Origin of the sequence: Deinococcus sp., assembly GCF_025362455.1 — a bacterium.
Taxonomy (GTDB): Bacteria; Deinococcota; Deinococci; order Deinococcales; family Deinococcaceae; genus Deinococcus.
Genome location: NZ_JANYGJ010000113.1, coordinates 1 through 10,900, shown reverse-complemented (window position 1 = coordinate 10,900; position 10,900 = coordinate 1). Strand labels below are relative to the sequence as shown.

Below are 10,900 nucleotides of genomic sequence, written 5' to 3'. Positions count from 1 at the left end.
AGCGGCTTGAGAATCCCCCACTCTTCATCTGTCGTATCGGTTGGATACAATTGCATCCTTTGATTCTACTCATATCGATGAGACAGTATTGCCCGACTTCTTACTTTCCAGACAGTCTCTTAGAGCAGATGTCATAAAAAGGGTCTTTTTATGACCGAGCGGAGCGAGTAGTTTTGACTGAGCAGGACGCAGAATGGAGGCGCGGGGAGGCTGTTTTCCCCGTGGCGTAATTCGGAGTACTGCTCTAAGTCAGCAACGTCAACGACTCCCAAATTGTCATGCTGAGCCACCGTCCCCGACCCGGCTACCACGGGCCTTTACCGCCGCGTCACGAGGCCATCCTGTCAACGGGCGATGTGGACTGATGCCGGGATCAATAATCTCGTATCACTTCCTCAGTCCAGCCTCAGCGCCCGCACTTTCAGATGCGTGGCGCCGGGGTAGTCCTCGCCCGCGCCGAAGCTGGCCGTGACGCTCACGGTTCGCCCGGCCTGCGCGGCGCCCAGCCGGAGCTGTGCCTCGAAGGCAGCGCCCGTCATGCCCGCGTGGTTGCACAGCGCCAGCACCTGCCCTCCCGGCGCGGCGACGGCGGCGGCCTGCGCCAGCAGCCGGGCGTAACCCTGCTCGCTGCGCCAGACACCGTGTTTGTTACGCGCGAAGCTCGGCGGGTCGAGGATCACCAGCTCGAACCGCTCGCCGCGTCTGGCCAGCCGGGTCAGCCAGTCGAACACGTCGCCGTACAGAAAGTCAGTGTCGGGGGCGTCCAGGCCGCTCAGGGCGTAGTTTTCCTGTCCCCAGGCCAGCACCTTGCGCGACAGGTCTACGTTCTTGACACTGAGCGCTCCGGCCAGCGCGGCGCTGAGGCCAAAGCCGCAGGTGTAGGCGAAGGTGTTGAGCACCCGGCCCCCCGGCGGCGTGTGAGTGCGGACCCACTGCCGCGCCGCTCTGGCGTCGGTGAAGATACCGATGCTCAGGTCGGCGCCGGGGCGGATCAGCAGCGGCACACCGGCTTCCAGCGCGGTCAGTTCGGGCCGGGCCTCGCCCCACAGCGGCCCCAGCGGCGCCAGGTACTCGCGCTCGGTGTTGGCGGCGTGGCTGGCCTCACGGGGGCGGCGTTTCAGATATACGCTCTCCAGTCCTATCACCCCGCAGGCGGCGCCCAGTGCGGCTTCCTGCTCGGCGCTCAGCCCGGCATACAAACTCAGGATGCCCACGCTTCCGGCCACGTCCAGCGCCAGGAGTCCGCCGGTTTCGGTGGTGTGCGCGGCGCGGTAAACGGTGGTGCCCTGGGCCGGAAGGTGAGCGCGGCGGGCGTGCAGCCGGGCCAGCAACCCGGCAGGGTCGGCGGGGAGGAGAGCAGAGGAAGCGTCCACGTTCGCCGGGCAGTCTAGAGCAGTACTCCGAATTACGCCACGGGAAAAACAGCCTCCCCGCGCCTCCATTCTGCGCCTTGCTCAGTCAACACTACTCGCTCCGCTCGGTCATAAAAAGGGTCTTTTTATGACATCTGCTCTAGAGCAGGAAGGTTGCGCGGTTCTGCCCCCAGACCAGACGAACCTGGATCAGACGAAGCGACCGGCAAGCCCCGCCGCCCGCCGACAATGATCTAGACTTGAGCCCTGATGCCCGTCCACGCCCCCGGAGGACTTACCCTGTGAAAAGCCTGATGACCACCGAACAGCTTCTGCAAGGTCTCAAGCACTACCGCCGGATTGCCCGCCAGGATCTGCTGCGCGCCCCCGAAACGCCCCACCCCGACGCCTTCCGGGTGCATGCCGAGGCGCGGCGCGGCGTGTACGGCGAACTCGAAGCCCACGCCGCCGTCAACGCCCCCGAAGACGTGATCCTGTACGCGCTGGGGCTGTACAAAGCGCTGCCGTTCGTCACCGGCACCCCCGAAGGCGAGCACGCCGAGACCAAGGGCCGCGAAAACGGTCTGGAGAACTTTTTCCTGATGATCGCCCTCGACCCGCGCACCCGCCGCGAGGCCCGCAGCCTGCGCCCCAAGCTCGGTTCACAGCCGGAAAACGGCGCTGCCCTGCAAACTGTCGCCGCTCTCGACGGTACTGCCAAGGGCACACCGCCCAAAGCGTGAGCTTGCCCGAACAGGTAGATACCGCCGCGCTCACCGGGCTGGCCGAACGCAACAGATTGTGTGTGGCCTGCGATCTGCGCCCCGGCTGCACCCAGGTGGTGGTCAGCGACGGCCATCCGCAGGCCCGGCTGGTCATCATCGGCGAGGGACCGGGCGGCGACGAGGACCGCCTCGGCAGGCCCTTCGTGGGCCGGGGCGGGCAACTGCTCGACAAGATTCTGGGCGCCGTGGGGCTGGGCCGGGATGAGGTCTACGTCACCAATATCGTCAAGTGTCGCCCGCCCGCCAACCGCACGCCGGAACCCCTGGAGATTCAGACCTGCACCGAGCTGTGGTTAGAGCCCCAACTGGCTCTGCTGCGCCCGGAGGTCATCATCTCGCTGGGTAACACGCCGACCCAGTACCTGCTGCAAACCCGTCAGGGCATCACCAAGCTGCGCGGCGTCTGGCACCGTTATGAGCAGCGTGAGCGCCTGTACGGCGCCTACCTGATGCCGATGTTTCACCCGGCCTACCTGCTGCGCAACGAGACCCGCGCCCCCGGCGGCCCCAAAAGCCTGACCTGGCAGGACATCAAGGAGGTCCGGGCCGTGCTCGACGGCGTGCGGGTGCCGGAGGGCCTGGGCGGGCTAAAGCCTGATCCGGGGCAGGAGACGCTGTTCTGAAGTGGGGGTGGACAGCCGTCCTTCGGTATGTGGCTGGGTCGGCGCACCTGTGGCGTCCTGAGAGAAGCCTCACTGGGCGGAACCGAAGCCGTGTCTGAGCAACTCGCGAGGTTCCAGCACCATCAGGCCCAGGGCCTCACGCAGTTTGAGCAGGTGCCGGTCTTTACTGATCAGAGCGTCCGCGCCGGAGGCCACGAGCAGATCCAGCAGATACCAGTCTTTGGGGTCTGGACATGACGGCCAGGCGCTTGCGGGCAACCGTGGGTAATACTCGCCCACCTGAAACAACTGGTTGGCGAACTGGAAACTCAGAGATGGGGTCAGCTTCCCGCCGCCCAGGACAAGTACCTGCGGATACGTCAGTACCCGAACCAGTTCCGAGAAATGGCCTTCTGCCAGGACCAGCACGACGTCAAAGCGCAGCGCGGCCTGCCAGAGGTCGTGCGCGGGACCATGTGGACTGGTCACCCCGCTGAGAAGCACCTGAATGTCGACCACCAGCCGAAGCGGCGGCGTCACTCAGCGGTCCAGCGCGTCTCTGAGTCTGGATTGGGCAAATCGGCGCTGCAAATCCTCGCGGCTGGGTTCAGGCGGCAATCCCTTCGTTTCCAGTGTGGGCTGCTGCTGTCTGGCCCAGGCGATGGCCTCGGTCAGTAAAACCTCGCGCTGACCCTCGGTGAGCGAGGCGAACACTTCCTGCAATTGTTCGGAGGCGGACGGTGCGGCAGACGGGTTCCGGCTAAGCTGGTTGGCACTGTGCTGGTCGGGGTCGAGCCGCCGGGTGATGACCTCCCGCGCGATGCGGTAGCGGGGACGGCCCTTGGGGGTGGTGCCCAGATGAATGGCGGGCAGATCGCCTTCTTTGATCTGCCGCCGCACAGTATCGTCGCTGACATGGAGGAGCTGAGCGGCCTGCTGAATGGTCAGAAGGGCACGGGGTTCGTGGCGGGTGGATGTCATGGGAGCACCTCTGAGTTATAGTACCGCAAATGCCGCAAATACCGTAAACTGGGCAACACAAGGCTGCGCTCTCGCCACCTCCCTGCGCCTTGCTACCATCCCCACATGGCTAATCCCGAATTTCTCGGTCTGGTTCACTCCTTGCAGGCCACCGCCGAGGCCGCGCTGGGCGACATCAACGCCGCCACCGCCAGCGCGGGCCGCGACGGCTTGCTGGCCGAGGGCCGCGCCCTGGAGACCGCCCAACGCTCGCTGAAGCTGCTCAGCATGCTCGCTGAGAAGACGCGGGGCAACCTCGACATGACCGAGGCCGAGGTGTTGGGGGGCGCCGTGAACGCCCTGCGTGCTCGCCTGAACAACTGACGTGCGGGCTGTCATTCAGCGCGTCAGCAGCGCCCGCTGCGAGGTTACGGGCGAGGTCACGGGCCAGGTCAGGGGTCAGATCGGGCCTGGGCTGGTCGTGCTGCTCGGTGTGGCGCCTACCGACACCCCGGCGACGGCTCAGGCACTGGCGGCGCGGCTGGTCAAGCTCAGGATTTTTAATGACGAGGCCGGAAAAATGAACCGCTCGCTGGCCGACACAGGCGGCGCGGTGCTGAGCATCTCCCAGTTCACCCTGTTTGCCGATACCAGCCGGGGCAACCGGCCCAGCTTCACGGGCGCCGCCCCGCCGGACCTGGCCCGCGCCGTCTACGCCGACTTCGGCGTGGCCTTGCGGGCGCTCGGCGTGGAGGTGGCCGAAGGGGTCTTCGGCGCCCATATGGTCATCAGCCTGGTGGGCGACGGCCCGGTGACGCTGACGCTGGAGCTGTAGTGGGTGTGCGAACCGCAGTCTGACGCCTGAGCGTAGCTGTGGACGCGTCTATGCACATATCGGCACATATCGAGGCACATATCGAGCGACCAAGAAACCCGGCTCCGCTGGACGGCGGCGCAGCGCACCTGTCCGGCCCGGCTGCACTCGGCCTGGCGACGTGGCACCGTTCAGCGCCGCGCATTACGTCCATCACCCTCAGCAGCGGTTTCGCAGGGCCGTATCTAGACCCCGCATGAGTGCCCCGACGCGCCCACCACCCGGCGGCGCTGGGGGATAGCGCCGCAGCACCTCAAGGGTGGCGGGTGAGGCGCGGCGGCGAGCGTGCTCCAGGTGCTCGGCGCCGACGGTAGGGTCATCTCCCGCGTCCAGTTCAGCCGCCCTGGCCGCGTGGGCGGCGGCGCCCAGAATGTGCTTGACCTGGTGCGCGTCGGCCAGCGGGTGCAGGTACGCCGCGCCTGCCGCGCTCATCGCCGCCCGCGCCGCCTGGCCCGCCGCCATGTCGCCGTCCTGTTCACTGTCCTGGGCCGCCCTGAGTGCCGCCCAGGCCCTGTCACGCAGGGCCTTGCCCCGTTTGCCCCCGCCCGCGAACGTCCAGGCGGCCTGGGCGGCGGCGCGGGGTCGCTCGTCCGCCGGGTACGTGCGCTCGAAGATCTCCAGTACAGCCTGGGCGCACTCGGCGGCGTAGCGGGTCACCGCACGCAAGTCACCCTGACTCAACTCGATCCGGTGGCGTTCCCTGGTCATAGCTTCCCTCCATACCGCCCTCACCCGGACCCGCTGGACCGCTTGCTCCGCCGCGACAGGCACTCCTCACCTTACCGCCTGGCACAATTTCAATTTCTCTTAAGGTTCGTCTCACGCTTCCGGGGGTGAGCCTCATCTGTGTTAGGTATGCTCCGGGCCATGAAGGCTATCACCGTTGCACTGTTTCTGCCGCTGCTCACCCTCGGCCTGGCGCACGCCTACACCGTCAAGAAGGGTGACACCCTCTACAGCCTGGCCCGCGCCAACAACCTCAAGGTCGAGGAGTTGCGCCGCCTGAACAACCTGGGCACCGAGAGCATCCGCATCGGCCAGGAGCTGAGGTTGAGTGCCAGGGAGCCGCTGCCGCTGACCGTCAGGACTCCGGTGCCGCCAGTGCCGCTCAAATATCCCGAATCGGAGGCGCCGGTCAAGCCTGTTTCGACTACTCAGCCGGTGTCTCCGGTCAAACCCCCTGCGCCCGTCAAAGCTCCGGTCACGTCCAACCCAGCTCAGCCTGCCAGACCCGCGTCCGGTGGCTTTACCCTGACGCCGCCCAGCGCCGAGCCCCTGCCGCCTGTCGCCGCGCCGCCCAGACCGAGCACATCCAATCCAGGCACGGCCAGTCCCGTCAAGCCCAGTCCCGTCAAGCCCACACTGCCTCAACCCAGCGCCACGGCGCCCCGACCCACCACCAAGCCCGTGCCCGCCGCTGCCATTCCTGTTCGCAGCGGCAGCAGCTTCGAGGTCGGCGGCGTCAGTGTGGCGCTGCCCACCGAACTGTCGATGGGCGACGCTTTTATCGTCAAGCTCAGCGGCAAGGCGGCGGCTCAGGCGACGGTGCGTTTTCCCAGCGAGATCGGTGAGGATGTTCGCCAGCCCAACGAGGTGCTCACCCCCTTCGGCGCGGCGGGCGTGTACGTGGCGCCGGGCCGGGTGGTGCTCGGCAAGAAGACCCCCGTGATCGTGGAGATTCGGGTGGCCCAGGAGGTCGTGCGGGCCATCGTTCCGCTGCGCAACCAGGCCAGAGGCGCGGTGGTGGCCCTCAAGCTGGCGCCCCTGGTGGCCAAGAAGCTGACCGATCCCGGCAAGGCCGCCGAGGACGAGATGGTCAACCAGGGCTACTTCGCACGCGGGGCGCCGCTGTGGACCCGGCCTTTCGTGGCCCCGCTGGACCGTCCCCCCCTGCGCGGCTCGTTCGGGCAGAGCCGCACCTACGTCGCGGGCGGGCCGGTGGCCTACCACTACGGTGCCGATTACCCCGCTGCGCTGGGTAGCCCCGTTCGCGCCGTCAACGACGGTAAGGTGCTGATCGCCGGACAGTTTCCGGTGCGCGGCGGCCTGGTGATGATCGACCACGGCGGCGGTGTCACCAGCCTGTATTTTCACCAGTCCAAGGTGCAAGTTCACGTCGGCGAGCAGGTCAGCCGGGGCCAGGTGATCGGCCAGGTCGGCACCACCGGCATCTCGGAAGGCCCGCACCTGCACCTGGAGATTCGGGTGCGCGGCGAGGCCACCCAGCCGGAGAACTGGATCAACCGCCTGTGGCCGTGAGCATCAAGCAGGGTCTGTCAGCCGGGCGGTGTCAACACAGTGGGGGTAGGGCTACCACCCCCCCCGTCCCAGCCGCTACCCTGGCCGGGTGCCCACCGCTGCTGTGATGCTCAACCACGCCGACCCGCTGACCCGTGAGGTGGCGCGTGGCTACGCGGGTGGCGGCTTCCTGATGGACAACGGTGACGGTCTGGAGTGGTATTCGAGTAAGCGCCGCGCCCTGGTGCCGCTGGGCGACGCGCTGCATATTCCGCGCAGCCTGGGCAAGCACCTGAGCCGCTTTACCGTGCGCCTGAACACCGATTTTCCCGGTGTGCTGGCCGGGTGCATGGCCCGCGAGGAAACCTGGATCAGCCCGGAGCTGGCCGGAATCTACCTGCACCTCAACAAGACCGGCCTGATGCACAGCTTCGAGACCTGGCAGGGCGGCAAGCTGGCCGGTGGCGTGCTGGGCCTGGCGCTGGGCGGGGCGTTCGTGGGCGAGTCGATGTTCCACGCGCTCACGCACGGCAGCAAGGTGGCGCTGGTCCGGCTCTCGCAGCACCTGGGCCGCCGGGAATTCACGCTGCTCGACGCCCAGCTTCAAAATCCCCACCTGAAGCGCTTCGGCACCTACGAGATCAGCCCTGCCGAGTACGCCGGGAAGCTGCGGCTGGCACTCAGCCGGGACGCGCATCTGGCGCCGCTGGAGGAGTAGGGGGGCTGGCGCCTGGCTTGTGGCGCGTGGCTTGTGGGAAGGGCGGGAAACATCGTGTTGGACGCTCTGTTCGTTCAGGTCGAGGCCAGTTGGTGTCAACCGGGTCGCTCGGTCTCAAGGGCTTCTGCGTCGAGTATGTCCAGCCCAGAGACCAGATATGAGTATGTCCAGCCCAGGTACTGTCCAGCCCAGATACCCAGCCCAGATACACCTAGCCCAGATACACAGACAACCTGCTGACTGCTTCGCCTGGGCGCTGTACCCTGCCGTATGACCGCTTCCGTGACGCCTACCGATCAGACCAGGACCGACCTGAGCGCTCCAGTGCTGCGCGTGCTGATCTGCGACGAGATGAACCCCGGCAACCTGAGCTTCCCCGGCTTCGAGCTTCAGTACGAGGGCAACCTGCCGCGTGCGGAGACCCTGCGCCGCCTGCCCGACTTCGACGCGCTGATTACCCGCAGCCGCACCAAGGTGGACCGCGAGCTGATCGACGCCGCCGGGCCGCGCCTGAAGGTGATCGGGCGCGGCGGCGTGGGCGTGGACAACATCGACCTGGACTACGCCTCGCTGCGTGGCCTGCTGGTGCTGAACGCCCCGGAGAGCAACAACGTCTCCGCCGCCGAGCTGGCGATCATGCACCTGATGGCCGCCGCCAGAGGGCTCACCCGCTCCGACGCCAAGACCCGCGCGGGCGACTGGGACCGTAAATACCTGGGCCTGGAACTCAAGGACCGGACCCTGGGCGTGATCGGGCTGGGCCGCATCGGCAGCATCGTGGCTGACCGGGCGCAGGGCCTGCGGATGCACGTGGTCGCCTACGATCCCTACGTGCCCGACAGCAAGTTCGAGCGGGCCGGGGTCAAACGCGCCGCCACGCTGGCCGAGCTGCTGGCGCAGGTGGACGCCGTGACGGTCCACACGCCGCTGACCGACGAGACGCGGGGCATGCTGGGCGAGGCCGAACTCGCGCAGCTCAGGCCCGGTTGTATCGCCGTCAACGCCGCACGCGGCGGCATCATCGACGAGCAGGCGCTGGTCAACGCGCTGAATTCCGGCCACCTGTTCGCGGCGGGCATCGACGTGTTCGTGGACGAGCCGCCGACCCCGGAGCACATCTTTTTGCACGCCCAGAACCTGGGCATCACCGCGCACCTGGGCGCCAATACGGTGGAAGCCCAGGAACGGGTCGGCGCCGAGATCGTGGGCCGGGTGCTGGCCGCGCTGCACGGCGACGTGAGCCGGGGCGCCGTGAACGCGCCCGCGCTGGACGCCAAGACGATGGAGGCGCTGGGCGGGTATCTGCAACTCGGTGAAAAGCTGGGCCGCATCCTGACGCAGCTCCTGCCCGGCGCCGACGACATCGAGGTGACCTTCCGGGGTGAGTTCCCCGCCGACCCGGCCCCGGTGCTGACTGCCGTGCTGGTCGGCTACCTGGCGGGCAGCACCGATGTGGCGCCCAATATGATCAACGCCCGCGCCCTGGCCAAAGAGCGCGGCCTGAACGTCGCCGTGCGCGAGCAGCAAGACAGCCCCGACTACCAGACCGAGGTGATCGTGAAGGTCACGGCGCCCGGCAAGTCCGAGGGGACGGTCCGCTCGCGCACGGTGGGCGGCACGGTGTTCGGCAAATCGCCGCGCCTGACCCGCCTGCGCGATTTCCGCGTCGAACTCGAACCCGAAGGCTACATCCTGATCGCCAGCAATGAGGACAAGCCCGGCGCGGTGGCCCAGCTCAGCACCCTGCTGGGCAGTTGGGGCGTCAACATCGCTGGAATGGCCCTGGGCCGCGCCCAGAAGGGTGGTCAGGCCCTGTTCACCCTCAGCCTGGACGACGCCCTGACCAGCGATCAGCTCGAAGCCGTGCGCTCCCTCGACGTCATCGAATCCGCTTATCTGGTGCGCGTCTAAGCAGCCCAGCGCTGATCTGGACGGGCGGCTTCCGGGTGGAGGCCGCCCGTCTAAGGTTGTGCTTCGCCACTTTCCGAAGCTTTGGGCAACCGACCCCTCTGCTGCGCAGCGAGCGGGCCTGATGGGTGCGGTCAAGCGTCCTCATGGGCGCTGCGCTGACCAGGAGGCCGTTTTGCTCAAGACGCCCTGCGAGTCCGTCTGCTGCGCAGCCACCTCCCCTCTCTTCGAGGTATGCCACTCAAAAGGGAGGCAAAGGATTCGCTCACTGGGCGCGTGTTTTCGGCTCCCTTTTGAGGGGGGCTCCCGCGCAGCGGGTGGGGGGTTGCACCGGGCGTCCCTTGAAATCCCCGCGACACTCACCGCCCTTCGCCCCTCCCACAAGCCACGAGCCACGGGCCGCCCTCTACACCCGGTCAAGCTTTTTTCCGGGTATTTCGACTCCAAAATCATTTATCATAGTTCTAACGCGCTGACTCGCCGGTCAGCACCCACTTGCGGCGGTTGGAGACACCCTTGATTTCCATGACATTGCTGGGGCTTGCCGGAATCCGGGCGGGGGAGCAGTCGGTACGCTTCCCGACCCGCCGCGCCCTGGCGCTGTGTGCGTATCTGGCGCTGGAGGGTGTGACCTCGCGCTCACGGCTGGTCTCGCTGATGTGGGAGGACCACACTGAGAGTTCGGCCCGCGTCAATCTGCGTCAGGAACTGAGCCGGGTGCGCCGCACGCCGATTGGGCCGCACCTGATCGTCGACGGCGAACACCTGCGCCTGGGCGACGAGGTGCAGACCGATGTGGCCTGCTTTCTGCGCTCGGCCCGCGAGCTGGACTACGCCGGGGCGCTGGGCTACTACGGCGGCCCGCTGCTGGGCGGCACCGAGTTCGACGACGCGCCCGAACTGGCGAGCTGGCTCGAAGAACAGCGCAACCATTTCCACGAGCGCTGGACCACCACCTTAGCGGCCCAGGCCCACGTCCGCGAGGAAGAGGGCGCGGTCCACGAGGCGCTCGAACTCTGGCAGCAACTGCTGCGCACCGACGAACTGCGCGAGAGCTGGCACGCCGAGGCCATGCGGCTGCACCTGCACCTGGGCGAGCGGGAAGCCGCCCTGCGCCAGTTTGCCCGCTGCACCGAGCTGCTGCGCACCGAGTTGGGCCTCTCGCCGCTGCCCGAAACCCTGCGCCTGGCCGAGCAGGCCCGCAGCCCACAGGCACCGGTCCGTGCGGCGTTCACTCCGGCCCTGCCCATTCCCGCGCCGCTGCCACCCGCGCTGGTGGGCCGCGAAGCACTCTGGGACGTGCTCAGAGGTCGGCCCCCGACGGTGCTGCTGCTGGGCGAGCCGGGCATCGGCAAGAGCACGCTGGCCCGCGCCGCCTGCGGCAACGTCAAGGTGCTGACCCTGACCGGCTACGAGGCGGCCCTGAACATCCCCTTTTCGCCCGCCACCGCCGCCCTGGAACG

12 protein-coding genes are annotated in these 10,900 nt (G+C 67.4%); 8 read left to right on the top strand and 4 right to left on the bottom strand.

Annotated features, from left to right (window positions below):
* Positions 1–395: 395 nt before the first annotated feature.
* Complete coding sequence (locus tag Q0R23_RS08880; RefSeq protein WP_293912195.1) at positions 396–1,373, bottom strand: class I SAM-dependent methyltransferase; 978 nt, start codon at positions 1,371–1,373, stop codon at positions 396–398.
* 293 nt (positions 1,374–1,666) lie between these two features.
* On the opposite strand from Q0R23_RS08880, the gene Q0R23_RS08875 reads away from it, so the two are divergent.
* The gene (locus Q0R23_RS08875) at positions 1,667–2,095 is read left to right on the top strand and encodes a hypothetical protein (RefSeq protein WP_366520409.1); all 429 of its coding nucleotides are present in this window, start codon (positions 1,667–1,669) and stop codon (positions 2,093–2,095) included.
* Positions 2,092–2,760 (top strand): uracil-DNA glycosylase, encoded by a 669-nt coding sequence (locus Q0R23_RS08870; RefSeq protein WP_293912191.1) that lies wholly within the window; start codon positions 2,092–2,094, stop codon positions 2,758–2,760. The genes Q0R23_RS08875 and Q0R23_RS08870 overlap by 4 nt, the downstream gene beginning before the upstream one ends.
* A 69-nt stretch (positions 2,761–2,829) precedes the next feature.
* Here Q0R23_RS08870 and Q0R23_RS08865 read toward each other — a convergent pair whose 3' ends face one another.
* Together Q0R23_RS08865 and Q0R23_RS08860 are read right to left on the bottom strand one after the other, a co-directional pair.
* Entirely contained in the window at positions 2,830–3,279 is a 450-nt protein-coding gene (locus tag Q0R23_RS08865) for a putative toxin-antitoxin system toxin component, PIN family (protein WP_293912190.1), read from the bottom strand.
* Entirely contained in the window at positions 3,280–3,720 is a 441-nt protein-coding gene (locus Q0R23_RS08860; protein ID WP_293912189.1) for a helix-turn-helix domain-containing protein, read from the bottom strand.
* 105 nt (positions 3,721–3,825) lie between these two features.
* On the opposite strand from Q0R23_RS08860, the gene Q0R23_RS08855 reads away from it, so the two are divergent.
* On the top strand, positions 3,826–4,083 hold the full coding sequence (locus Q0R23_RS08855) for a DUF1844 domain-containing protein (protein ID WP_293912187.1): 258 nt from the start codon (positions 3,826–3,828) through the stop codon (positions 4,081–4,083).
* 1 nt (position 4,084) lies between these two features.
* Positions 4,085–4,534 carry a D-aminoacyl-tRNA deacylase gene (gene dtd / locus Q0R23_RS08850; RefSeq protein ID WP_293912185.1) on the top strand — a complete coding sequence of 150 codons (450 nt, stop codon included), beginning with the start codon at positions 4,085–4,087 and terminating at the stop codon, positions 4,532–4,534.
* Positions 4,535–4,732: 198 nt separating this feature from the next.
* Here dtd and Q0R23_RS08845 read toward each other — a convergent pair whose 3' ends face one another.
* Positions 4,733–5,281: a putative immunity protein gene (locus Q0R23_RS08845; protein ID WP_293912182.1), complete on the bottom strand. Its 549-nt coding sequence runs from the start codon at positions 5,279–5,281 to the stop codon at positions 4,733–4,735.
* Between the two features lie 159 nt (positions 5,282–5,440).
* On the opposite strand from Q0R23_RS08845, the gene Q0R23_RS08840 reads away from it, so the two are divergent.
* The 4 genes from Q0R23_RS08840 to Q0R23_RS08825 all read left to right on the top strand — a co-directional run.
* Positions 5,441–6,832 (top strand): peptidoglycan DD-metalloendopeptidase family protein, encoded by a 1,392-nt coding sequence (locus Q0R23_RS08840; RefSeq protein ID WP_293912179.1) that lies wholly within the window; start codon positions 5,441–5,443, stop codon positions 6,830–6,832.
* Between the two features lie 88 nt (positions 6,833–6,920).
* Positions 6,921–7,529, top strand: coding sequence for a leucyl/phenylalanyl-tRNA--protein transferase (gene aat, locus Q0R23_RS08835; protein ID WP_293912177.1), 609 nt, complete (start codon positions 6,921–6,923; stop codon positions 7,527–7,529).
* A gap of 270 nt (positions 7,530–7,799) precedes the next feature.
* The gene (gene serA / locus Q0R23_RS08830) at positions 7,800–9,440 is read left to right on the top strand and encodes a phosphoglycerate dehydrogenase (protein WP_293912176.1); all 1,641 of its coding nucleotides are present in this window, start codon (positions 7,800–7,802) and stop codon (positions 9,438–9,440) included.
* Between the two features lie 522 nt (positions 9,441–9,962).
* Positions 9,963–10,900, top strand: a 938-nt coding sequence (locus Q0R23_RS08825) for a BTAD domain-containing putative transcriptional regulator (protein WP_293912175.1), incomplete at its 3' end; no start/stop codon positions are given.

Coding starts and splice junctions, on each gene's coding strand:
- Q0R23_RS08840 (WP_293912179.1), top strand. CDS start 5,441: ATGAAGGCTATCACCGTTGCACTGTTTCTGCCGCTGCTCACCCTCGGC.
- Q0R23_RS08875 (WP_366520409.1), top strand. CDS start 1,667: ATGACCACCGAACAGCTTCTGCAAGGTCTCAAGCACTACCGCCGGATT.
- Q0R23_RS08855 (WP_293912187.1), top strand. CDS start 3,826: ATGGCTAATCCCGAATTTCTCGGTCTGGTTCACTCCTTGCAGGCCACC.
- serA (WP_293912176.1), top strand. CDS start 7,800: ATGACCGCTTCCGTGACGCCTACCGATCAGACCAGGACCGACCTGAGC.
- Q0R23_RS08845 (WP_293912182.1), bottom strand. CDS start 5,281: ATGACCAGGGAACGCCACCGGATCGAGTTGAGTCAGGGTGACTTGCGT.
- Q0R23_RS08860 (WP_293912189.1), bottom strand. CDS start 3,720: ATGACATCCACCCGCCACGAACCCCGTGCCCTTCTGACCATTCAGCAG.